The organism is Micromonospora sp. NRRL B-16802 (assembly GCF_001279555.1).
Taxonomy (GTDB): Bacteria; Actinomycetota; Actinomycetes; order Mycobacteriales; family Micromonosporaceae; genus Micromonospora; species Micromonospora profundi.
The window spans coordinates 334,862-357,002 of the sequence record NZ_LGEB01000053.1; the positions used below are offsets into that span (position 1 = coordinate 334,862).

Annotated in this window: 22 protein-coding genes; 12 read left to right on the forward strand and 10 right to left on the reverse strand. The window is 72.5% G+C overall.

Annotated features, from left to right (window positions below):
- Positions 1 to 152: 152 nt before the first annotated feature.
- The 7 genes from ADK66_RS11880 (at position 153) to ADK66_RS11910 (ending at position 8,571) form a co-directional block, all read left to right on the forward strand.
- Entirely contained in the window at positions 153 to 1,346 is a 1,194-nt protein-coding gene (locus tag ADK66_RS11880) for a hypothetical protein (RefSeq protein WP_053654353.1), read from the forward strand.
- Positions 1,333 to 4,008 carry a sensor histidine kinase gene (locus ADK66_RS11885; RefSeq protein ID WP_053654355.1) on the forward strand — a complete coding sequence of 892 codons (2,676 nt, stop codon included), beginning with the start codon at positions 1,333 to 1,335 and terminating at the stop codon, positions 4,006 to 4,008. The genes ADK66_RS11880 and ADK66_RS11885 overlap by 14 nt, the downstream gene beginning before the upstream one ends.
- A complete protein-coding gene (locus ADK66_RS11890) occupies positions 4,005 to 4,478 on the forward strand; it encodes a roadblock/LC7 domain-containing protein (RefSeq protein ID WP_053654358.1) in 474 nt (157 codons plus the stop codon). Before ADK66_RS11885 ends, ADK66_RS11890 begins: the two co-directional genes overlap by 4 nt.
- Positions 4,475 to 4,948 (forward strand): DUF742 domain-containing protein, encoded by a 474-nt coding sequence (locus ADK66_RS11895; RefSeq protein WP_053654360.1) that lies wholly within the window; start codon positions 4,475 to 4,477, stop codon positions 4,946 to 4,948. The genes ADK66_RS11890 and ADK66_RS11895 overlap by 4 nt, the downstream gene beginning before the upstream one ends.
- Positions 4,926 to 5,684 (forward strand): ATP/GTP-binding protein, encoded by a 759-nt coding sequence (locus tag ADK66_RS11900; protein ID WP_197281491.1) that lies wholly within the window; start codon positions 4,926 to 4,928, stop codon positions 5,682 to 5,684. Before ADK66_RS11895 ends, ADK66_RS11900 begins: the two co-directional genes overlap by 23 nt.
- Before the next feature lie 79 nt (positions 5,685 to 5,763).
- Positions 5,764 to 6,285, forward strand: a complete 522-nt coding sequence (locus tag ADK66_RS11905) for a hypothetical protein (RefSeq protein WP_053654362.1) — start codon at positions 5,764 to 5,766, stop codon at positions 6,283 to 6,285.
- 36 nt (positions 6,286 to 6,321) lie between these two features.
- Positions 6,322 to 8,571, forward strand: a complete 2,250-nt coding sequence (locus tag ADK66_RS11910) for an AAA family ATPase (RefSeq protein WP_053654365.1) — start codon at positions 6,322 to 6,324, stop codon at positions 8,569 to 8,571.
- Positions 8,572 to 8,623: 52 nt separating this feature from the next.
- Here ADK66_RS11910 and ADK66_RS11915 read toward each other — a convergent pair whose 3' ends face one another.
- From ADK66_RS11915 to ADK66_RS11955, 9 genes are all read right to left on the reverse strand, one after another.
- Positions 8,624 to 9,133, reverse strand: a complete 510-nt coding sequence (locus ADK66_RS11915) for a GNAT family N-acetyltransferase (protein ID WP_157552408.1) — start codon at positions 9,131 to 9,133, stop codon at positions 8,624 to 8,626.
- A 141-nt stretch (positions 9,134 to 9,274) separates the two neighbouring features.
- Positions 9,275 to 10,171 (reverse strand): hypothetical protein, encoded by an 897-nt coding sequence (locus tag ADK66_RS11920; RefSeq protein WP_053654369.1) that lies wholly within the window; start codon positions 10,169 to 10,171, stop codon positions 9,275 to 9,277.
- Positions 10,140 to 10,793 (reverse strand): DUF3618 domain-containing protein, encoded by a 654-nt coding sequence (locus ADK66_RS11925; RefSeq protein WP_053654371.1) that lies wholly within the window; start codon positions 10,791 to 10,793, stop codon positions 10,140 to 10,142. Before ADK66_RS11925 ends, ADK66_RS11920 begins: the two co-directional genes overlap by 32 nt.
- A gap of 23 nt (positions 10,794 to 10,816) precedes the next feature.
- On the reverse strand, positions 10,817 to 11,212 hold the full coding sequence (locus ADK66_RS11930) for a phage holin family protein (RefSeq protein WP_053654373.1): 396 nt from the start codon (positions 11,210 to 11,212) through the stop codon (positions 10,817 to 10,819).
- Positions 11,209 to 11,856, reverse strand: a complete 648-nt coding sequence (locus ADK66_RS11935; protein WP_053654375.1) for a hypothetical protein — start codon at positions 11,854 to 11,856, stop codon at positions 11,209 to 11,211. The genes ADK66_RS11930 and ADK66_RS11935 overlap by 4 nt, the downstream gene beginning before the upstream one ends.
- A gap of 187 nt (positions 11,857 to 12,043) precedes the next feature.
- Positions 12,044 to 12,478, reverse strand: a complete 435-nt coding sequence (locus ADK66_RS11940; protein WP_053654378.1) for a DUF3263 domain-containing protein — start codon at positions 12,476 to 12,478, stop codon at positions 12,044 to 12,046.
- A 121-nt stretch (positions 12,479 to 12,599) separates the two neighbouring features.
- On the reverse strand, positions 12,600 to 13,616 hold the full coding sequence (locus tag ADK66_RS11945; RefSeq protein WP_053655030.1) for an ABC transporter permease subunit: 1,017 nt from the start codon (positions 13,614 to 13,616) through the stop codon (positions 12,600 to 12,602).
- Positions 13,613 to 14,623: an ABC transporter ATP-binding protein gene (locus ADK66_RS11950; RefSeq protein ID WP_053654380.1), complete on the reverse strand. Its 1,011-nt coding sequence runs from the start codon at positions 14,621 to 14,623 to the stop codon at positions 13,613 to 13,615. Before ADK66_RS11950 ends, ADK66_RS11945 begins: the two co-directional genes overlap by 4 nt.
- Before the next feature lie 120 nt (positions 14,624 to 14,743).
- Positions 14,744 to 15,529, reverse strand: coding sequence for a DeoR/GlpR family DNA-binding transcription regulator (locus ADK66_RS11955; protein WP_053654382.1), 786 nt, complete (start codon positions 15,527 to 15,529; stop codon positions 14,744 to 14,746).
- A 195-nt stretch (positions 15,530 to 15,724) separates the two neighbouring features.
- Between ADK66_RS11955 and ADK66_RS11960 the strand changes: the two genes are divergently transcribed.
- The 3 genes from ADK66_RS11960 to nagA are packed head-to-tail and all read left to right on the forward strand — an operon-like array spanning position 15,725 to position 18,781.
- The gene (locus ADK66_RS11960; RefSeq protein ID WP_053654384.1) at positions 15,725 to 16,654 is read left to right on the forward strand and encodes an SIS domain-containing protein; all 930 of its coding nucleotides are present in this window, start codon (positions 15,725 to 15,727) and stop codon (positions 16,652 to 16,654) included.
- Between the two features lie 55 nt (positions 16,655 to 16,709).
- Positions 16,710 to 17,675 carry an ROK family protein gene (locus tag ADK66_RS11965; protein WP_053654386.1) on the forward strand — a complete coding sequence of 322 codons (966 nt, stop codon included), beginning with the start codon at positions 16,710 to 16,712 and terminating at the stop codon, positions 17,673 to 17,675.
- Positions 17,672 to 18,781: an N-acetylglucosamine-6-phosphate deacetylase gene (gene nagA / locus ADK66_RS11970; protein WP_053654388.1), complete on the forward strand. Its 1,110-nt coding sequence runs from the start codon at positions 17,672 to 17,674 to the stop codon at positions 18,779 to 18,781. Before ADK66_RS11965 ends, nagA begins: the two co-directional genes overlap by 4 nt.
- A 13-nt stretch (positions 18,782 to 18,794) precedes the next feature.
- On the opposite strand, the gene ADK66_RS11975 is transcribed toward nagA, so the two are convergent.
- The gene (locus tag ADK66_RS11975; protein ID WP_053654390.1) at positions 18,795 to 20,018 is read right to left on the reverse strand and encodes a DUF4032 domain-containing protein; all 1,224 of its coding nucleotides are present in this window, start codon (positions 20,016 to 20,018) and stop codon (positions 18,795 to 18,797) included.
- Between the two features lie 119 nt (positions 20,019 to 20,137).
- Between ADK66_RS11975 and ADK66_RS11980 the strand changes: the two genes are divergently transcribed.
- Positions 20,138 to 20,875, forward strand: a complete 738-nt coding sequence (locus ADK66_RS11980) for a phosphatase PAP2 family protein (RefSeq protein WP_197281506.1) — start codon at positions 20,138 to 20,140, stop codon at positions 20,873 to 20,875.
- Between the two features lie 11 nt (positions 20,876 to 20,886).
- Positions 20,887 to 22,134 carry an APC family permease gene (locus tag ADK66_RS11985; RefSeq protein WP_053654392.1) on the forward strand — a complete coding sequence of 416 codons (1,248 nt, stop codon included), beginning with the start codon at positions 20,887 to 20,889 and terminating at the stop codon, positions 22,132 to 22,134.
- The last annotated feature ends 7 nt before the right edge of the window (positions 22,135 to 22,141 follow it).

The window sequence follows — 22,141 nt, forward strand, 5'->3', positions numbered from 1 at the left end:
GAATGGTGACATCGCTCGAACTGACGCAAACCTGACTCTGCGCCAGCGACCCCACCTCGACGGCTTCGGTTAGTTTTCCGGTCCGGCGGACGGGACTCATCGATGAACCCGAAACCGCGTCGACCCCCGCCCGACGCCGGAGGAGACACACCATGACAGTTCCCGCGCCGCGGGCCCGTCGACGGACGTCCACGCTGGGCCGAATGCTGCCGCTGCTGCTCATCGCCGCGCTCCTGGCCCCGGTGGGCTTGCTGCTCACCCAGAGCTGGCAACACACCGGCGAGAATCGGGACCAGGCCTCCCGGGCACGGCTGGGCGTGGAGTACCTGCGCGCCCTCGCCCCGATCACCGAAGCCCTTGTGGAGGCCCAGTCGGCCGCCGTCAGCGGCCGGCCCGTCCCCGGTGAGCCGCTGACCCGCGCCGTCGAGCAGGCCGCCACGCTGGACGCCCGCATCGGCGTCGAACTGCGCAGCCAGGAACGCTGGGCCGGGCTCCGGGCCAAACTGGAAGCGCTGCGCGACCGCCGCCCCGCCGACCCGGAATCCGCCTACACCGCGTACGGCGAGGTCACCGACCTGCTGCTCGACCTGCACGACAAGGTCCGGGAGAGCTCCGGGCTGGTCCGTGATCCCGGCGCCGACTCGTACTTCCTCCAGGACAGCGTCGGCCAGGAACTGCCCGAGGCGATGGTGGGCGCCGGCCGGCTCGCCGACCTGGGCACGCTCGTCAGCCGCCGGCCCGCCGCCGAACGGACCCGCGGCCTCATCGAACTGACCAGCGTGCGGGTATCCGCCCTCGCCCCCGCCAACGGCGTGGTGGACAACCTGCGATCGGCGGTGGACAGCTCGGAGAGCACCGACCTGGGCGCGAACGTGCTGACCCCACTTGACGCCTACCAGCGGTCGGTGGAGGCGCTTGCCGCGTACTCGACCCCGGCCGCCGGCACCGGCGCGGTGGATCCCGGTCAACTGGCCGCCGCCGCGCTCAACTCGCGCAACGCCGCCCGGCAACTTCAGCCGGTCGTCCTCGCCGAACTCGACGCCCTGCTCGTAGAACGGCTCGACGGGCTGGACCGGGACCGCTGGATCACAGTCGGTGCCGCAGCCGTCGCCGTGCTGCTGCTGGGCTGGCTCGCCACACTGCTGATCGCGGCCGCCCGCCGGGCCCACCGACGCGCGGCCACGCCGACCACTGACGTGGACAGCTCGGGCGACCTGACGACGGGTGATCCCTGGCAGCCGCCGGGTGGCACGGGCAGACCCGCCGACCAGCGAACGCTGCAACCCGTCGGCGCGACCCAGCACACGGAGATCGCGCAGTGGGGGCCCTTCGATGCTTCTCGGTAGGCTCCGGATCCGCGGCAAGCTCGCGCTGCTCGTGGTGATCCCCCTGCTCAGCCTGGTCGGCCTCGCCGTTCCCGTGGTGCTCGACCGGGTTGCCGCCGCGCAACGCGCCGGCGAGATCACCGACCGCGTACGGCTCGCCAGCCAGGTCGGCAGTCTCCTTCAGGACCTTCAGCAGGAACGCGTCCTCTCGATCGGCTTCCTGCTCCGCCGGGTCGACCGCTCCGAACTGATCCGGAAGTCCGCAGATGTGGACGACCGGGTCGCCGACCTGCGATCCGGAGCCGACACGAAGCTGACCGACCGGGTCGAGTACGCCCTCGACGCGGTGTCAGGCCTCATCGATCTACGCTCGGCAGTGCTGACCGGCACCGCGAACCCGATCCAGGTGATGGAGGGGTTCGGCCCTGTCAACACCGGGCTCATCGAGTCGCTCCGGCTGAACTTCGGCGTGGACACCGACACGCTCACCGGCCGCCAGGTGCTCGCCCTCGACGGGCTGCTGCGCGCCGACGAGGGTCTGGGCGCCTGCGCCACCCTGAGCCTGGTGGTCAAGGCGACAGGCGCACCGCAGGCCAGCGCCGCGTACGTGGCGTGCATCGCCGCCCTCCAGGTGGACAGCCGACGCTTCCGGAGCCTGATCACACCCGATCAGCTCAAGGTCGCCCAGCTCCTGGACTCGGCTGTCGCCGCGCGTACCAGCCCCGACTTCCTGGTCACCAGCGCCCGGGACCCGGCCGGCGCCGTCCGCGACGTGCCGCTCGACGCGCTCTTCCCGTCCGTCCGCTCGATGATCCGACTCGGACAGTTCGTCGAGAAGAAGCTTGTCGCCGACGTGGTCGCCGAGGTCACCGCCGAGCGACGGCGGGCACTGACCGCCGCGCACCTGGTCGGTGGTGCCGCAGTGCTGATCATTGCGCTGGTGGTGCTGCTGAGCGCGGCTGTCGCGCGGACCGTGGCCCGGCCACTGACCCGCCTCACCCGCTCCGCCGACCGGGTCGCAAGGACCGCGGAGGCGGAGCTGATCCGGGTCACCGACGACGAGGCGGAGAGCGCACAGTCGGTACGTCTGGAACCTGTCGACATTCGGGCCAACGACGAGATCGGCGACCTGGCCCGGGCCTTCGACCGGGTGCAGAACACGGCGGCGCAGCTGGTCGAGCGGCAGATCGCCGGCCGGCGCAACGTGGCACAGATGTTCGGTCACGTCGGGCGGCGTACCCAGAACCTGGTGGGCAGGCAGATCGCCCTGATCGACCGGCTGGAGGAGCAGGAGGCCGACCCGGGCCGCCTCGAGCACCTGTACCGGCTCGACCACATCTCCAGCCGGTTGCGGCGCAACGCCGGCAGCCTGGTGGTGCTCTCCGGTTCGGCCGGGGCCGACCCGCACACCGCGCCGGTGCCGCTGGCGGACGTGGTGCGGTTGGCGCTCGGTGAGATCGAGGACTACACCCGGGTGGAGGTGCAGGTGCCGCCGGGCATCTCGGCCGCACCGGCAGTGGTCGGCGACCTCGTCCTGGCGCTGGCCGAGCTGATGGAGAACGCGACGGTGTTCTCCCCGCCGCACACCCGGGTGCTGGTGGCCGGTGAGCCGTCCGAGGTCGGTGCCCGGCTCACAGTGGTGGACCGGGGCATCGGCATGACCGAGCAGCGGCTGTTCGAGGAGAACGCACGCCTCACCCGGCGGGAACGCCTCGACCTCGCACCGACCGAGGTACTCGGCCTCTTCGTGGTGGGCCGGTTGGCCCGCCGCCACGGCTGGACGGTGCACCTGACCGCCACGGTGGGCGGTGGGGTGACCGCCCAGTTGGACATCCCGTCGGCGTCGCTTGTGGTGCGCCGTGCCGACCGGGCCGGGGCGACAGTGGCTCGGGCCGCGGTGCCGGACCGGAGCCGACGCCCCTCCGCCGCCGTCGACCCGGCGCCGAGCACCCCTTCCCGTGTCGCCACCGTCACCGCGGCCACCGCCGCGCCGGCCAGCCTGGAGACGGACCTGCTCAGCAGGGCCACCCGCAGCCTGGAATCCGGCGAGTCCTGGGACGCGTTCGGGGCCCGGGAGCCCGGCGACGCCCCGGTCACCGTCGACGCGGCGCACGCCCCCGCGCCGCCGGCCCCGGCCGGTCTGACGGACCCCAGCACCGGCCTGCCCCGTCGGCCAGCACAGGGAACCGCGCGCGTCGGCACGGGCCAACCCCGTCCGGCCACGGCCCCGGAGGCCCGGGAACCGTCGGGCAAGCCCGGCGGACCCCGGGTCCGGCAACGGGTTCCCGGTGCCAGTCTGGCCAGCACGGCCGCGCCGGTCGGGCCGGTCGACGCCACCGCCGCCGACCCGACCGCCGCCCGCGCACTGGTCGAGGCGGTCCAGGCGGGCGTACGCCGAGCCGAGCAGACCGTCACAATCGACCTGCCCGCCACGCCGGGCGACCCCATCCACCCGATAGTGGGCACCGGCGCCCCCGCAGACGCCACACTGGACCGTCCCCACCTCAACAGGCGGGTGCCCGGAGCGAACCTCACGGTCACCCCGCCCTGCCCGCCGACCAGCCCGCACCCCGGCGACCCGGCCGAGGTTCGCAACCTCATCACCGAGTTCGAGGCGGGCGTCGCCCGCGCTCTCCGTGAAGTCAGTCCAGACCGCCGGAACGAAGAAGGATCATCACGGTGACCAGCCCCTTCCTGCACGAAAACGTCGACCAGAGCCAGCCCGGCGCCGCGGGGGACCTCAGCCCGGAGGCCCGTACGTTCAACTGGCTGCTGGACTCCTTCACCTCCAGCACGGCCGGGGTCCTGGAGGCGATCGCCGTCTCCTCGGACGGGCTGCTGATGGCCATGTCGGCCATCAAGGACCGGTCCAACGCCGAGCGGCTTGCCGCAGTGGTCTCCGGCATGACCAGCCTCGCCGGTGGGGCGGCCAGTTGGTACGCGCTCGGCGGCCTGAACCGGGTGATCGTCGACATGGCCGACGGTTACCTGCTGATCAGCGCGATCAGCAGCGGTTCGGTGCTCGGCGTCGTCGCCGACCGGTCGGCCAACCTGGGCACCGTCGCCTACGAGATGACGCTCTTCGCTGGGAGGGCCGGTGGGGCACTCACCCCGCGGCTGATCGTCGAGCTGAAGAACTCCGTCCAGCAATGACTCCGGAGGTCCCCGGCGACGATCCGGATCCGGACCCGCGGGTCCGGATCCGCCCCTACCTGCGTACGCCGCACCCGGGTGGGGGCGGTACGCCGGCGGCGCCGGAGCCGGACGACGGCCGTCCGGCGGGTCCACGCCCGTTCGTGCTCACCTCGGGACGGGTGGAGAGCGTGGACCCGGCGATCGGGCTGGAGACGCAGGTGACCCTGCGCGCCGACGACGGCCGGTGGACCGGTACGTCGACAGCCCTGCTGGCGCCGGAGCTTCAGGCGATCATCGCGCTCTGCGCAGAGCCGATCTCCGTGGCCGAGTTGTCGGCCCGGACCCGGCTGCACTTCGGCGTGACCCGTGTCCTGGTCGGCGACCTGCGCGCCGCCGGTCACCTGGACGTGCACGTCACCGATGGCAACGACGCCTTCAACCCCGACCTCATCCTGCGAGTGATTGATGGACTCCGTGCGATCTCCTGAATGGCCGGTCGCCCCGATCGGGGGTCTCGCCGGCAACAGCGCCGCCGCCCGTTACGGCACGTCGCCAGGTACCGATCCCATGCTCGGGCGCGTCGGCCCGCCGCCGACCGCGCCTCCGCCACCGCCGTACCGGCCGGTGCCGAGTGCCGCGCCGTCGCTGCCGCCCGGCCGCCCGCCCGCGTCTCCACCGATACCTGTGAAGATCCTCGTCGCCGGCGGTTTCGGGGTGGGTAAGACCACCACCGTGGGGGCGATCTCCGAGATCGCGCCGTTGACCACCGAGGCCGAGATGACAAGCGCGGGGATCGGCGTGGACGACCCCGGCATCCGGTCGGCCAAGACCACGACCACGGTGGCGATGGATTTCGGTTGCGTGACCATCGACCGCAGCCTGAAGCTCTACCTGTTCGGTACGCCGGGGCAGGCGCGGTTCGGCTTCATGTGGGACGACCTGGCCCGGGGCGCGCTCGGTGCGCTTGTGGTGGTCGACAGCGCCCGGCTTGACGACTGCTTCCCGGCGGTCGACTTCTTCGAGCAGGCCGGGTTGCCGTTCGTGGTCGGCGTCAACGCGTTCGACGGTCGACTGGCCCTGGAGTTGGGTGAGATCCGCTGGGCGCTCGCCATCGGTGACCACGTACCCCTGGTGCAGTTCGACGCCCGGGATCGACTGTCGGTGCGGGACGCCCTGCTGGTCGTCCTGGACCGCGCGTTGGACCGGGCGACCCGGGACAGGTAGGGCCTGAGCCGACCGGCTCCGGCCCGGACAGTTGGGCCTGAGCCGACCGGCTCCGGTCGTGGCGGGAAGGGGTGATCGGGTGAGAGGCGACCTGGGCGACACGCTGGCCCGGCTGGCCCGGCGCGAGGAGGCACTGCGCCGCAGGACCAGTGACCGTGACGACACCTCGACGCCGCGTCCGGCCGGTGGCCCGGAGCATGGCCCGGGTGGTCGGGTCGACGCCACCGGGTCGGGCCGCCATGACGCTCGACACGCCGGGCGGGACGACACCGCCGACGTGGCCGGTTGGGGGCCGGTCGAGGCGGTGGTCGAGGCGGTGCGCGAGGTCGTCGGCGCCCACCCGGGGCTGGCGGTGACCGTCCACGTCGAGCACGACGGCCGGACGTACCCGCTGCGGGTCGACTGGGACGGCCAGGACGTCACTGTCGGTCCGGCACCGGCGGCACCAGTGGAGCCGCCACCGTCGTGGCCGCTGTCCGGCCGGACGGTGGCGGCCTGGACACCCGGCCCGCACGGGTTGACGCCGGACCCGGCGGCCCGCCTGGCTGAGTTGATCCGGCGCGATCCGACGCTGCTTGACGATGTGGATCCGGGGCGCTGATCGTCACGGCTGGCCTGCGGCGGCTACGGTCGGGCGGTGGCGCAACCCGACCTGACTCTGATCGCGAGCCTGCGGCCCGCGGCGCTGGACGCCCGACGGGGCATCGTACGGCTGCACCCGGAGGCGCTGACCGCGCTGGGGCTACGCCCCGGTGACCCGGTCCGGCTGGCCGGCCGCCGGGAGACCGCCGGGATCGTCGCGGCGGCCGACGCGGGCGCGAGCAGTGCCCTGCTGTACGCCGATGACCTGACACTCGGCAACCTGGGGCTGCGCGACGGCGGTCAGGTGCGGGTGTCGCCGCTGCCGTTGACCCCGGCGGGCCGGGTCACACTGGCCGGGCCTGTGGAGGTGGTCGCGGCGGTCAGTCCGGAGATGCTCCGGCTGGCCCTGCTGGGCAAGGTGCTCACGGTCGGCGACGACGTGTCGCTGCTGCCGCAGGACGTGCTGCCGGACGCCTCGGTGCGCAGCCTGGTCGAGGCGGCCCGCCGCAGCCTGTCCACGACGATCGGGTTCGCCTGGACCAGCACCCTGCTCACCGTTGTCGCCGTCGAGCCGTCCGCCGGGTCGCTGGTCACCATGGACACGCAGGTCGGCTGGGAGTACGGCCGGGCCACCCACGGCCCGACCGCCGGCCGGTCCTCCGCTCCGGCCGACGCCAGCCCGACCGCTCGGCGTGACGCCCCGGCGGACGCGGCCCTCGCGCCGGAGACAGAAGACGTGGACGACGCGCCCGACGTGGACGAGCTGCCCGGGCTGCGAACCCAGGCCGAGGAGCTGACCGAGCTCCTGGATCTCGGCTTCCACCACCAGGAGGTGCTGGGCCGGTTGGGCACCACCATCTCGCTCGGTGTGCTGCTCGGCGGGCCGGCAGGCTCGGGCAAGTCGGCGCTGGTCCGGGCCGTCGCGGCCAAGGTCGGTGCACGCGTACACCCTCTGTGGGCGCCGGAGGTGGCAGCGCTGAGCAACCAGGCGGCCGCCGACCGGCTGCGGGCCGTGGCGACGGCAGCCCGCGCCGACGGGCCGGCGGTGCTGCTGGTCACCGACCTGGAGGCGCTGGCCCCGGCGGACGAGCCCGGCCCGCTGGCCACTGTGTTCCGGCAGGTGCTCGCGGAGAGCGTCCGGGCTGGCGTCGCAGTGGTCTGCACCACCAGCCGGCCCGAGGCTGTCGACCCGGCGCTGCGTGCACCCGACCTGCTGTCGCTGCGGATCAGCATCCCGCTGCCCGACCCGGCCCTGCGCCGCGAGCAGCTCGGCGTCCTGACCCGGCAGGTGCCGCTCGCCGACGACGTCCGGCTCGACGAGGTGGCCGGGCGCACCCCCGGGTTCGTCGCGGCGGACCTGGCCGCGCTGGTCCGGGAGGCCGGGGTACGCGCCGCGCTGCGGCAGAAGTCCGCCCAGACGCCGACCGTGTCGATGGCCGATTTCACCGCCGCCCTGGAGGTGGTCCGGCCCACGACGATGGCCGCGTCGACACTGGAGTTGGCCTCGGTGACCCTTGACGACGTGGGTGGGCTCGACGAGGTCAAGCAGACGCTGACCGAGTCGGTGCTCTGGCCGCTTACGTACCCGGACACCTTCGCCCGGCTCGGCGTGCAGCCGCCCCGCGGTGTGCTGCTCTACGGCCCGCCCGGCTGCGGCAAGACGTACCTGGTGACGGCCCTGGCCGGGTCGGGTCGGGCGAACGTGCTGTCGGTGAAAGGTGCCGAGCTGCTCTCCAAGTGGGTGGGTGAGAGCGAACGCGCCGTACGTGAGCTGTTCCGCCGTGCCCGGGAGGCGGCGCCGACGCTGATCTTCCTGGACGAGATGGACGCGCTGGCCCCGGTACGCGGGCAGTCCACCGACGGGGGCACGACGGACCGGGTGGTCGCCGCCCTTCTCACCGAACTGGACGGGGTGGAGACCCTGCGCAACGTGGTGGTCATCGGCGCGACGAACCGTCCGGACCTGGTCGACCCGGCGCTGCTGCGGCCGGGCCGGTTGGGGCGGCTTGTCTACGTGCCGCCGCCGGACGCGGAGGCGCGCGCGGAGATCCTGCGGGCCGCGTCCCGACACGTGCCGCTGGCACCCGACGTCGACCTGGCCGCCCTCGGCGAGGAGCTGACCGGGTTCTCGGCCGCGGACTGCGCGGCGCTGGTCCGGGAGGCGGCGCTCGCGGCGATGCGGGAGTCGCTGGCCGCCGCCACCGTCACCGCCGCGCACGTGGCCATCGCGCGGGAACGGGTCCGTCCGTCGCTGGACCCGGCTCAGGTGGAGTGGCTCGCCAGGTACGCCGCCGAGCGGGGGTGACAGGCGCGGCGGCCAGTCACGCGGGGCCTCAGCGCGCGGGCGGCGTCGGGCTTCAGCGCGCGGGCGGCGTCGAGTCGAGGCAGATCTCGGCGTGCACCTTCCCGCCGGCCTCGCGCAGCGTCGCGCCGCACTTCTGGAGGACCGCGATCGCCCCGGCGTTGTCAGGGGTCGTCTCGGCCACCACGTTTCGCATGCCGGCCCCGGCCGCGGCGATGAGCAGCCCCCGCAGTGCGGCGGCGCCGATCCCCTGCCCGCGCGCGGACCTGCCGAGCCACATCCCGGCCTCCACCGTGCCCGGCTCATCACAGCGAGTCATCCTGATCATGCCCAGCACCTCGCCGCCGACAGTGACGGCGTACATCTGCGAACCGGTCGGGCCGTCCAGGCCGCCGAAGCTTCCCCGGTGGTAGTTCCGGAACGCCTCCCGACGGGCGAGCGACCAGCCGGCAGGCGCCTCGACCGGGGGCATCACGTCATGGGGTTCGGCTTCAGCAGCCGCTACTGAGAGCAACGACTCGAGGTTCCGCTCGTCCACCGGCTCCAGCCGGACCGCACCTGGCACGTGCCGCAGTCTGCCGTCCTCATGGGCTGAAGTCCACCCCATTGGCCTTGCACTGGCGGTCCGGTCACCGGTACCGGCCGGTCGGGCGCTCGGGGTGTTCCTCCTCACGCTCCGTTGCCACCCCTTCGGGGTGACAGGAGTTCAAACGGCGGACTCGAACTCGCAGAACACCACCGAGGCGTCGTCGGTGGCCTTGTGCCGGCGTAGCCGGTCGGCGTGGTCGCGCTCGGCGGCCCGGACCCGGTCGATGAGCGCCGCCGGCCCGTCGGCGCTCAACTGGTCCAGCAACCCTGGCCAGTCGGTCAACCCGAACTGCTCGACCGCGCTGGACGCGCCGTCGCTGAGCAGCGCCGCCCGGCGCAGCGCCCCCGGGCCGTGCCGGGGCACCGAACCGGTCACCGCGTGGAACGCCGCGTCCGGGTCGGCCGCCGCGACCCAGTAGCCGTGGGTACGGTTCATCCGCTCCCGCTGGACGCCCACCGCGTGCCGGAACCGGGTGACCGGGTCCACAGCCCCGGCCGGCACGGTCGCGACCATCTGCCGCAGTTCGGCCATCGCCACCTCCAGCCGGTCGTCGGTCACCACGCTGATGTGGCCGCCTTCGTCGAGCACCAGCGGGCTGTCGCAGAGCACCAGGTAGTCCACCTGGTCACCACGGTCCCGCAGCAGGCACACGGTGCTGGACGGCGTACCAGGGTGGTCGAGGTCGCACTGCCCCCCGTGGTCGGCGCGGACGGCGAGGATGGCCGCGGCCAGGTTGCTCGTCAGCCGGGCCGCCGGGCGTACCGACTCGGCCACCGCGATCCGGGCGGCCAGGTGCCTGACGTACCACTCCGGCCCGTGCACGCATCCGGTGTCGAAGCCGTCCGGCACTGTCGCGCCGTCCAGGACGCCGACCAGCGGGCCGACCTGGAAGGCAAGATCCTCGTTCACCTCGCGGCCGGGGGCCGGCGCGGACGCGGTACGTACCCGCATCATCGGCGCCGACCCCGCCCGGCCGACCGGGTCATCGCTGCCGGAGGTCGTCGACGGCCGCATGCGTCTGCCCCTGCACCTGCCCGGCGGAGGACCGGCCCTGCTCCCGAACCGTGGACATCCCCTGCTCGGCGGAGGACCGCACCGACTGCGCCGCCTGCTGGGCAGGCTCCCGCAGGTTGTCCCGGACCTGGTGGCCGACCTGGCTCGCCTGGTCGCGCAGCTGATCGGAGTGTTCGCTCACCATGTCGCGGGCCCGCCCGGCCAACTGCCGCTCCCGCCCGCTCGGCGGGACCAGGGAGGCGGCCAGCAGGCCGACACCGAAGGCGACAAGCCCTGCCGCGAGTGGGTTGCCCTGCGCCTGCTCGCGGGACTGCCGACCGAGTGACCGGGCCTCGTTCCGGGCCGAGTAGACCGCACCCTGCGACTGGTGCCCCAACGACCGGGCCTCGTCGCGGACCGAATTGGCCATGTGCGACATCCGCTCGCTGGACTGCTGACGGTTGTGGCTCGTGCTGCCCATCACCTTCTCCTTCGCTCGGGTGAACGCGCCACGGGCCTCTCCCACGCGGTCACCGGCGATGCGACGCGGGTTCATCTTGTCGGTCAACGCGTCGATGTCGTTGCTCAACTCGTTGCGGGTCGTCTCGATCTCCCGCCGGATCCGATCCGGATCACTCGACATGACCTGCTCCCCTCGCGACGTGGTCACCGGCCCCGCAGGGCGTCCGGTATTTCCTGTGCGCTCTGCTTCGTCCGCGGCAGTACGGCACGCAACTGGCGCGCCTGGTTCCGCGCGTTGACGAAGAGGCCGCCGGCGATGACGCCCCAGATGATCGCGACGATAAGCGCGGCCCAGCCCTCGTCCATCGTGTTGGACAGACCCCACCAGACGGCGTACGACACGAACAGCACGGCCAGGAACCCGGCCAGCCCCGCCCCGCCGAACATGCCACCGGCCTTGCCAGCCTGGGTGGCCTCCTCGCGGAGTTCGGCCTTGGCCAGTTCGACCTCCTTGCGCATCAGCGTGGAGAGGTCCCTGGTCACGTCACCCATCAGGTCGCCAACGGACGCCTGGGTCCGTTCCTTCTCCGGGGCGCTCACGGTGCCACCCCACCCGGCACGTCCCGTTCCGGCTGGCCAGGCGGCGAGGTGTTCTGCGCCCGAGCAGCCCCGCTGTACGGCTGCGGTCGCGCGCCGGCTGTCTCGCCCTGTGGTGGAGGTGGCTCGCTGGACATCGCCACGCCGCCGCCACCGCCGGTCAGGCCACGGGTGAGCCGTCCGACCAGCAGCCCGGCCACGGCCGCGCCAGCGAGGAAGGTGCCGGGATGCTGCCGGGCGTACGTCCGCACGTCGTCCAGCACCTCACCGGGCTCCCGTCCGTCGAGCCAACCGGCGGCGCGGTCGGCGGCGTCGGCTGCCCGGCGGACCGCCTGGCCTGCCAGGCCGGAGTCACCATCCCGTTCGGCCATGTTGTGGAACCCCTGGCCCAGGCCGCGCAGACCGTCGACGGCCCGCTGCTGCTGAGACCGGGCCTGTTCCTGAAGCTGATTGGTGGCCTCCCCGGTCAGGTGCCGGGCCTGTTGGCGCGCCTCGGCGGCCACCTGCCCACCCTGCTCGGCGGCGGCGTGGGCAACCTGGCCGCCGGCCTGGGCGGCCTGGTGTCCGACCTGGGACGCCTCCTGCCGTGCCTGTTGGGCTCTGCCGGTCGCACCTTGCGATGGCCGGCTCGGGTTGGCACCCGTCATGATCCCTCCCCCCGTCGGACCGCAGCCGCTGAGCAGCGGCTCGGTCTCCCCGGTGCCTACCCGTCCGGCCTGGCGACATGCTTTGGTCGACTGCGGCGGACCGGGCACCGGGGACGGCGTACTCAACCGGGCATGGTCGGTACGAATGCGACGCCCGCTGCGGGGCGCACGGAGGACGGATGTCCGCTCAGCGGCGGCGGTTACGGGCGCGTGACGAGCGCAGCCGGCGGAGACGGCCGATCAGCACGGGGTCGGCCGCGAGCGCCGCCGGATTGTCCAACAGCCCGTTGAGCAGCTGGTAGTAGCGCGTCGAGGAGAGCCCGAACGTGTCCCGGACGGCCTGCTCCTTGGCACCGGCGTGCCGCCACCACTGCTGCTCGAAGGCGAGGATCGCCAGTTCCCGCGCTGTCAGTCCCGCGGCGGCCGGTTCGGCGAGTTCGGCGGGTTCGGCCGCAATCTCGTCGTCCAGCCCAATGTCGTCGTCCAGCCCGGCGTCGTCGGTGCTCTCGACCTGTGGTGCCGGCCGGGGCGTCGGAACGCTCGGCGAGCCGGCGCCCGTCGTGTCGCCCGGACGAGCGTCGATGGACGGCTCGGGGGCGGCCGGGGAGGCGTCGGCGGGCATGACGTTCAGCCTAACCAGGGACGACCAAGGTCGCAGCAGCCGGCACGGCCGGCCCCGCTCGTCGGATGACCGACGGGCCGGACCGGCCGCGCGCTGTTGTTTCCTGTCGGGCTGACGCTAATCAGGAGATGTCGCGCCGCCGCATCGCCCAGAGCGCCGCGCCGAGGATCACCACGACGCCGACCGAGAACAGCACAGACGACTGCTGCCAGGTGATGTCCATGGTGGCCGGATTGCACTCGCCGTAGTAGTTCGCGTTGCAGGAGTTCCAGTCCTCCAGGGTGATCTTCTTGGTCATCCACGCCAGCGCGTACGTGGGCAGCAGCCATGCCTCGGCGAACCGTACGCTCGCCATCTCGAGGAGGATGCCCAGCCCGAACTGGCCGACCACCATCAGCGCGACGACACCACCGAGGGCCATCGCCGTGTGCCGTCCGAGCGAGGCCAGCGCGAATCCGATGGTGGTGACCGCAAGCACCAGCACCACGCCGCGCAACCCGGTCAGGGCGAACGACTGCCAGGCCCCGGAGGTCATCTTCTCGGTGCTGCCGCGGAATGTCGCGACCGCCCAGAACCCGGCGAACCAGAGCACCGCGGCGGGCAATGTCACCGCCAGGACGCCGGTGAGCAGCGCGGCCAGCTTGGTGAGCAGTACGGTGAGCCGCTTCGGTCGCCAGAGCAGCAGGTTCATCATGCCGCCGGTGCTCCACTCGGCGCCGATGAAGGACGCGCCGATCACGAATCCGACAAGCGCGAGGATCGCCGCGAACGGGACCAGCGTCTCGTCGAACGTCTCGCGGAAGTTGAAGGTCGAAGGCAGGAACCACTTCGCCTCGATCTGGTCGCGGCTCGGCGCCGTGATCACCGAGCAGTCGGCGGGGTAGCGGCCGTCGTTCGGTGTGCCGGCTGCCTTGGCCCGCTCGCACTCGACACGCTCCTGCTCGCTCCAGCGCACCTGCTCCTGGTGCTGCTGGTCGGCCTGACGCTCGGCCTTGGCGAGCTGAGCAGCGTCGATCTTCTGGTTGGTGAAGAAGACACCGACCACCACTGCGGCCAGCACCAGCAGGCCGAGCAGCGACATGTAGCGGGTGAAGCGCCGCTTGGCGAGCCGGCGCAGCTCCGTACGATAGAGGCTCACGCGCCCCACCCTCCTGCGGCGGCACCGGGCTGGCCCGTCCCACCGACCTTTGTGGACTGGTCGACCTGCCGGTTCTGACCGGGTACCGGCGCGGTGGCGGTGAGTTCCAGGAAGACGCTCTCCAGGTCGACCGCTATCGGAGCCAGCTCGCTGACGTAGAGGTGCTGCTCGGCGAGCAGACGTGTGACGGTGGCCGGCTTGTCGACGCCGGTCAGGATCAGGTGGTCCGGGTGCCCGGTGACCCGGACGCCGGCCCGGGTGAGCGCGTCGGTGGCCGCCGGCAGGTCGCTGACCGCCTCCAGCCGGACCCGGACTCCGCCGGACGAGTGCTGTGCGAGCACCTCGTCGACCGGCCCGAAGGCGACCCTCCGACCGAGCGAGATGATGGTGACCGAGTCGCAGATCAGCTGGATCTCGCCGAGGATGTGGCTGGACAGCACGACTGTCATGCCGTGTTCGGCGAGTGTCCGCATCAGCGTGCGCATCTCGCGGATGCCGCCCGGGTCGAGGCCGTTCGCCGGCTCGTCGAGGATGAGCAGCTTCGGGTCCTTCAGCAGGGCGGAGGCGACGGCGAGCCGCTGCTTCATTCCAAGCGAGTACGTCTTGACACGCTCGCCGGCCCGATCGCGCAGCCCGACCATCTCCAGGGCCTCGTCCACGCGGACGGCGGGCACCTCGCCCGCGCTGGCCAGCAGGGACAGCGTGTCGCGGGCCGTGAAGTGCGGGAAGAACTGCGGGCTCTCGACGATCGCGCCGACCTGGCTGGCGACGGTGGACAGCGCGTGGGGCACCTCGTGGCCGAGCAACGCCATCCGACCACCGTCGGGCCGGATCAGACCGAGCAGTGTGCGCAGGGTAGTCGTCTTACCGGACCCGTTGGGGCCGAGGAAGCCGTGCACCTGCCCTGCCTCGACCCGCATGTCGAAGCCGTCGAGCGCGTTGCGGGTGCCTCGTCGACGACTCTTGTACGTCTTACGTAGACCTTCGATCTCCAGGACAGCTGGCAAGCTGCACCTCCCCCGATGGTGGGCGTGACAGCCGACACCATACGCGGTATGCAGGCGCGCGCAATACCCGGTATGCATCGACGCGCCGATCGATGTATTCCATCGACGGAGCGTGACCGCTCAGGCGCAGACGACCTGCACTCCCGCCGCCCGGAAGGCGTCCACCACCTCGGGTGCGGCACCGGAGTCGGTGACCAGGGTCTCGACCCGCTCGACCGGGCAGATCCGGGCGAAGGCGTGACCACCCAGCTTGGACGAGTCCGCGATGATCACCACGCGCTTGGCGCGGGCCACCATGAGGTTGTTCATGGCGGCCTCCCCCTCGTGGTGGGCAGCCGCGCCGAGCTGCGGGTCGATGGCGTCGACGCCCAGCAACGCGACGTCAAGCGTGACCTCGCGCAGCAGCGCCCCGCCCAGCGGGCCGACGAGTTCGAACGACTTCGGGCGTACCACCCCGCCGGCCACAACCACCTTCATCCGGGACCGCACGAGCAGCTCGTTGGCGATGTTCAGCGCGTTTGTCACCACAGTGAGCTGGGCGCCCTCGGCGCTGGTGTTCAGGTCCGGCCGCACGGCGAGCGCCCGGGCCACCTCGGTGCTCGTGGTGCCACCGTTCAGGCCGACCACAGTGCCGGGCGTGACGAGCGCGGCGGCAGCGGCGCCTATCCGCTGCTTCTCCGCCGAGTGCTTTGCCGTCTTGTAGCGCAGCGGCAGGTCGTACGAGACCCCGTTGGCGACCGCGCCACCCCGCGTGCGGGTGATCATCTGCTGCTGGGCGAGCTGGTCGAAGTCACGTCGGATGGTGGCCTGGGAGACGTCCAGCCGCTCGGCTGCCGCCTCGACGCTCACCCGGCCGTTGTCGGTCAGCATTTCGAGCAGGGCGTTCCATCTGGCGTACCGGTCCACCGAGGGCCCTCCACTGACTGCACGAACGGTGATTGATTGCGTGCACACTAGTGCGCGAAACTGGGTGGGCGCAAAAGACAGACCTGCGCGAACGGACGGCCGGTTGCCACAGCCACCCCGGTTCGCGCAGAATGACGCGCGAAATACGGATGTAACGAGCCGTATTGCGCACAGCTCGCTGCGAGGGAGTTTCCCATGACGTACGTGGACGCGGAGATCGCGAGCCAACCCGACTGCTGGCGGGAAGCGGCCCGACTGTCCGGCGTCGTACGCGGCGACCTTCCGCGCCCCGGCGAGCGGGTCGCGGTCGTCGGTTGCGGCACGTCGTGGTTCATGGCGATGGCGTACGCCGCCCGCCGCGAGCAGACCGGCCAGGGCGAGACCGACGCGTTCCAGGCGTCCGAGTTCCCCGCCGGCCGCCGCTACGACCGGCTGATCGCCATCACCCGCTCCGGCACCACCACCGAGGTGCTGGAACTCCTCGCCGCGCTGCGCGGGGTCACCCCCACCACAGTCATCGTCGGCGACCCGGCGTCCCCGGCGGTCGAGCTGGCCAGTGCCGCGGTGACATTGCCCTTCGCCGACGAGCGGTCGGTGGTGCAGACCCGCTTCGCGACCACAGCGCTGGCTCTGCTGCGCGCCCACCTCGGCGACCCGGTGACCGCGCTCGCCGCCGACGCCGAGGTGGCGGTGCGCTCCCCGCTGCCGATCGACCCGACAAGCATCGAGCAGGTCACCTTCCTCGGTCGGGGGTGGACGGTCGGACTGGCCCAGGAGGCCGCCCTGAAGTGCCGGGAGGCGGCCACCTTCTGGGCCGAGGCGTACCCGGCGATGGACTACCGGCACGGTCCCATCTCGATCGCCGGCCCCGGCCGGCTGGTCTGGGCGTTCGGTGAGCTGCCCGACGGGCTGCCCGAGGACGTGGCGGCCACCGGCGCGGCTTTCGTGCACAGCCGTACGCACGGCTGGCGCACGGTGCTCGGCAGCTGGTCGGCCGGTCGTACGCCGGTCGACCCGATGGCCGACCTGATCTTGGCCCAGCGCTTCGCCGTCGCGCTGGCGACAAGCCGCGGCCTCGACCCGGATGCGCCGAGGCACCTCACCCGGTCCGTGGTGTTGGCGTGAGCGCGAGGAGTGAGCCGGGTTTGCGAGCCCCGCAGTCGCGAACCGGGCTAGCACCGTGAGGGACGGCGTCGCCGTGGACGCCGACCGGGTGGTTGTTGCGTTGGACGTCGGCGGTACCGGCATGAAGTGCGCGCTGGTCCGGCCGGATGGTGTCGCTGTCCACGCCGAGCGGCACCCCACCGACGCCGGGCGCGGCCCGGCCGCGGTGGTCGCCACAATCCTCGATGTCGCCGAAGGGCTGGCCGCCAAGGCGCGCGCCGACGGGCTCACTCCTGTCGCGGCGGGCGTCGCCGTGCCGGGGGTCGTTGACGAGGCGCGTGGGGTCGCTGTGTGGTCGGCGAATGTGGGCTTCCGGGACGTACCGCTGCGGGATCTTGTGGCGACGCGGCTCGGCCTGCCCACGGCGCTCGGTCACGACGTGCGCGTCGGTGGCCTGGCCGAGGCGCGGCTCGGCGCCGGGCGCGGCACCGGCCACGTGCTCTTCGTGGCGATCGGCACAGGCATCGCCGCCGCCCACGTCGTCGACGGTGTGGCCGCCACCGGCGCGCACGGCGCCGCCGGCGAGATCGGCCACATCCTGGTACGCCCCGACGGCCCGCGCTGCGGCTGCGGCCGGCCGGGTTGCCTGGAGGCGGTGGCTTCGGCCTCCGCGATCGGCCGCCGGTACGCGGAGTTGGCTGGCGGATCGCCCGAGGTGACGGCGGCCGGGGTGGTGGAGCGGGCTACTGCCGGCGAGCCGCTCGCCGGGCAGGTCTGGCGGGAGGCGGTCGAGGCGCTCGCCGACGGTCTGGCAACCGGTCAGGCGCTGTTCGACGTGGCGTCGATAGTGCTCGGCGGCGGCCTGGCCCAGGCGGGGGACCGGCTCCTCGACCCGCTGCGGATGGCGCTGCGCGAGCGTTTGACCTTTCACCGGGAGCCGCGACTGGTCGTGGCGGCCCTCGGCGACGAGGCGGGCTGCCTCGGTGCCGCCCTGCTAGCCCTGGACGCCGCAGGCGTCGGTGACCCTCAGGAGGAACGATGACGGTACGGGTGAACGGCCGAGTGGTGACCCCGACCGGTGTGATCCGGCAGGGCTGCGTCGAGTGGGACGGTGATCGGATCACCGCAGTGGCCGAGTACCCGTCGGTCCGGGACGGGCACTGGATCCTGCCGGGTTTCGTCGACATGCACACGCACGGCGGTGGCGGGCACACCTTCACCACAGGCGACGCCGACCAGGCCCGTTCGGCGGCCGGGTTCCACCTGACGCACGGCACCACCACCCTGTTGGCCAGCCTGGTCAGCTCGCCGTTGCAGGTGATGCGTGCGGCCACCGAGGCGTTCGCGCCGCTTGTCGACGAGGGAATCCTGGCAGGTGTCCACTTCGAGGGCCCCTACCTCTCGGACGCCCGCTGTGGCGCGCAGAACCCGGAGCACCTGCGTGACCCGTCCACCGACGAGCTGGCCGAGCTGATCGAACTGGGTCGCGGCGCGGTCCGGATGGTCACGCTCGCCCCGGAGCGCGACGGCGCGCTGGAGGCGATCAAGCTGCTCACCGCCGCGCGGGTGGTGGCCGCCGTGGGCCACACCGACGCCACGTACGAGCAGACCCGCGCCGCGATCGCCGCCGGTGCGAGCGTCGGCACCCACCTGTTCAACGGGATGCGGCAGGTGCACCACCGCGAGCCCGGCCCGGTGGTGGCGCTGCTCGAAGCGCCCACAGTGATCTGTGAGCTGGTCGCCGACGGGGTGCACCTGCACGACGGAATGTTGACGTTCGCCACGACGACCGCCGGCCCTGACCGGGCGGCGCTGATCACCGACGCGATGGCCGCCGCCGGGATGGCCGACGGCGAGTACGAGCTGGGCGGCCAGGCCGTCACAGTGACCGACGGGGTGGCCCGGCTCGCCCGCGACGGTGCGATCGCCGGCAGCACGTTGACAATGGACGCCGCGCTGCGGCACGCAGTCGACGCCGGCATCCCGATGGCCGACGCCGCCCGGATGGTGGCCACCACCCCGGCCCGCGCCATCGGTCTCGGCGACCGGGTGGGTGCCCTTCAGGTCGGCCTCCGCGCCGACCTTGTGGTGCTCGACGATGACCTGAACGTGGTGCGCGTGCTGCGCGGCGGCTCCTGGGTGGAGTGAGAGCCGACGCGGATCAGCCTGCGGTGGGGACCTCGACGCCGAGGACTGCCTGCTCGTCGGGGCGGTGCACAAGCACGTCGGCCAGGTACGACTGGACGGCGTGGCGCATCCCGACGTCCCGGCCGGCCTGCTCGGAGAGCAGCCACTTGTGCTCGATGATCTGCGCGAACAGCTCCTGCGGCTCCAGCTTGCGGCGTAGGTGCGCGGGCACGGCCCGGACCACCGGCTCGAAGACCTCGGTGAGCCAGCGGTGTGCCGCCTGCTGCTCGTCGATCAGGTCGCTCTCCGCCCGGTAGGCGTCCAGGTCGTTGAGCAACTTGCGGGCCTGGTTCTCCTCGGCGTCCAAGCCGGTGAGGCGCAGCAGCCGCCGGGTGTGGTAGCCGGCGTCGACGACCTTCGGGCGGACCAGGTAGCGCCCGCCCTCGATCGTCGACATGGCGACCTCGGCCACGTCGAAGCCCAGCTCGTTGAGGCGGCGGATGCGGCCCTCGATGTCGTGCCGGGCCTCCCGCTCGATCGCCTGCTCGTAGGTGATCTCGTGCCAGAGCCGTTCGTAGCGCTGCACGACCTCCTCGCAGACCACCTCCGGGTCGATGGACTCGTGCAGCAGGCCGGCGGCCTGAAGGTCGAGCGCCTCGCCGAAGATGTTCACCCGGGCGATCTCCAGGTCCTCGCCGCGCTGACCGTTGGAGAGCGAGTTGTGCAGGGCGCCCGTCTCCGCGTCCACCAGGTAGGCGGCGAACGCGCCAGCGTCCCGGCGGAACAGCGTGTTCGACAGCGAGCAGTCGCCCCAGAAGAAGCCGGTCAGGTGCATCCGCACGATCAGGGCTGCGAGCGCGTCCAACAACCGGCTCATCGTCTCCGGGCGCAGGGTGTGCGAGAAGAGCGCCCGGTACGGCAGGGAGAACTGAAGGTGCCGAGTGATCAGCACCGATTCGAGGGGCTCCCCGTCGTCGGTCTGCCGGTCGGCGACCACCGCCACCGCCTCCACCGACGGGAAGTCGATCCGCTCCAGCGCCCGCAGCAGGTCGTACTCCCGCTCGGCGATCCGCTCGCGGGTCTCCTTGAACGCGTACACGTAGTCGCCGAGCCGGACGAACCGGACGATGTGCCGCGAGATGCCCTGCGGCAGGGCCACCAGGTGCTGGGCAGGCCACTCCTCCAGCGGTGTCGACCAGGGCAGGTCGAGCAGCGCCGGATCGACGAGGGCAGAGGTGATCCGCACGGGCACAAGCATGACGGTTCGCCCCCGCATCCGCCGCACATCGTGGCTCGGCCCACAGCGCCGAACACCGGGCCGCCCGCCGGACCGGTAGCGTGGTCGCCGTGCTCAAAACCTCGGGGGTACGACGTGAGCTGCGGTTGCGCCCCGTCCGGCCGGCCGGCTGGTGGTTCGACGCCCTGCTGCTGGCCGGATTGGTCGGGCTGACCGTCGCGCTCGCCGCCGACCAGCTTTTCGGGCTGGACCGGGCGGTCGCCGACTGGGCCGACGGGCACCGGCCGGCTGTCGCGTACTGGGTGGCGCGGGTGTTCAACCTGCTCGGCCAGGGCACGCCGCTGACCCTGATCGCCGCCGGGCTGGGTGTGTTGCTGGCCGTCCGGCTCCGCTCGGTACGCCCCCTGCTGCCGCCCGTCGTCGGGTTCGTGCTGACGTACCTGACGATCGGTCCACTCAAGGTGTGGACCGCCCGCGCCGCGCCGAGCGCCAGCGTCAAGGAGCCGTTCCTGCCTCCCGAGCAGACGCTGCCCCTGTTCCACGACGACCTGCCGGTCCGGTTCGCCCAGTCCTACCCGTCGGGCCACGTCGCCAACGCCATCGTCTGGTACGGCGTCATCGCGCTGCTGCTCGCCCCGCTCGCGCGCACCTTCGGCCGGCAGCTCCCGACCCGGTTGGTCACAGTGATCCGGGTGGTGCCGCCGCTTGTCGTCCTCACCACCACCACCTACCTGGGCTGGCACTGGCTTACCGACTCGGTGGCCGGGCTGCTGCTCGGGCTGCTGCTGGACCGGCTGCTGCACCGGGTGCCCTGGGATGGTCTGCCGCTCCCCGGGCGGCTACGCGAATGGGACCGGCCGTTCACCTCGTACCCCTAAGGTTTCGGCTCGTGGGTCAACTGGCGCGGCGGCTCGGCGTACCCGATGCGGTTGTCATCGGGTTGGGCTCGATGCTCGGCGCGGGCGTCTTCGTGGTCTTCGGCCCGGCCGCCGCGGCGGCCGGCGGCGCCGGGCTGCTGCCCGCACTGCTGCTTGCCGGGTTCATCGCCTACTGCAACGCGACGAGTTCGGCCCGGCTGGCGGCCCGCTACCCGGAGTCCGGCGGCACCTACGTCTACGGCCGGGAACGCCTCGGGCCGCTCGCGGGCTTCGTGGCCGGCTGGGGGTTCGTGGTCGGCAAGACGGCGAGCTGCGCGGCGATGGCGTTGACAATCGGGGCGTACCTGTGGCCGGGGCAGGCCCGTCTCGTCGCCGTCGGCGCGGTGCTCGCGGTGACCGCCGTGAACCTGCGCGGCATCGGCAAGACGGCCACCGCCACGAAGGTGCTGGTCGCTGTGGTGCTCGCGGTGCTGGCACTGGTGGCTGTCGTCGGCGTCAGTGGAGGCGGTCTGGATCTGGACCGGCTCGGTGACTCCGGCGGGTCGAGTCGGGGCGTGCTCACCGCCGCCGGGCTGCTGTTCTTCGGGTTCGCCGGGTACGCACGGATCGCCACGCTCGGCGAGGAGGTCCGCGACCCGCGGCGGACCATTCCCCGCGCGGTGCCGCTGGCGCTCGGCGCGGTGCTCGCTATCTACCTTGTGCTGGCAGTGGTCACGCTCGGCGTGCTCGGCGCCGACCGGCTTGCCGACTCCGCAGCGCCCCTTGTCGACGTCGTGACGGCCGCCGGACTGCCCGGACTTGCCTGGGTGGTCCGCGCCGGGGCGACCATCGCGGTCGTCGGCGTGCTGCTGTCCCTGGTCGCCGGTGTCGGACGGACCACCCTCGCGATGGCCCGCCGCCGCGACCTGCCCGGGGCGCTTGCCGCCGTGCACCAGGTGCACCAGGTGCCGCACCGCGCCGAACTGGCAGTGGCCGCCGTGGTGATCGTGGTGGTGCTGCTCGGCGACGTACGCGACGCGATCGGCTTCTCCAGTTGCACGGTGCTGGTCTACTACGCGATCACCAACGCCGCGGCGCTGACCCTGGGCCGGGACGCGGACCGGCGACTGCCAGTCCGCGTCCTCGCCGGCCTGGGGCTTGTCGGCTGCCTGCTGCTCGCGGTCAACTTGCCGTTTGGCAGCGTCGTGGCGGGCTTCGGGGTGCTCGCCGCCGGTGTCGTCGGGTACCTGGCGCTTGGTGCCCGCCGCCGACCGGAGTAGGGCCCAC

Coding starts and splice junctions, on each gene's coding strand:
- ADK66_RS11880 (WP_053654353.1), top strand. CDS start 153: ATGACAGTTCCCGCGCCGCGGGCCCGTCGACGGACGTCCACGCTGGGC.
- ADK66_RS11885 (WP_053654355.1), top strand. CDS start 1,333: ATGCTTCTCGGTAGGCTCCGGATCCGCGGCAAGCTCGCGCTGCTCGTG.
- ADK66_RS11895 (WP_053654360.1), top strand. CDS start 4,475: ATGACTCCGGAGGTCCCCGGCGACGATCCGGATCCGGACCCGCGGGTC.
- ADK66_RS11900 (WP_197281491.1), top strand. CDS start 4,926: ATGGACTCCGTGCGATCTCCTGAATGGCCGGTCGCCCCGATCGGGGGT.
- ADK66_RS11920 (WP_053654369.1), bottom strand. CDS start 10,171: ATGCGGCCGTCGACGACCTCCGGCAGCGATGACCCGGTCGGCCGGGCG.
- ADK66_RS11925 (WP_053654371.1), bottom strand. CDS start 10,793: ATGTCGAGTGATCCGGATCGGATCCGGCGGGAGATCGAGACGACCCGC.
- ADK66_RS11935 (WP_053654375.1), bottom strand. CDS start 11,856: ATGACGGGTGCCAACCCGAGCCGGCCATCGCAAGGTGCGACCGGCAGA.
- ADK66_RS11940 (WP_053654378.1), bottom strand. CDS start 12,478: ATGCCCGCCGACGCCTCCCCGGCCGCCCCCGAGCCGTCCATCGACGCT.
- ADK66_RS11960 (WP_053654384.1), top strand. CDS start 15,725: ATGACGTACGTGGACGCGGAGATCGCGAGCCAACCCGACTGCTGGCGG.
- nagA (WP_053654388.1), top strand. CDS start 17,672: ATGACGGTACGGGTGAACGGCCGAGTGGTGACCCCGACCGGTGTGATC.
- ADK66_RS11975 (WP_053654390.1), bottom strand. CDS start 20,018: ATGCTTGTGCCCGTGCGGATCACCTCTGCCCTCGTCGATCCGGCGCTG.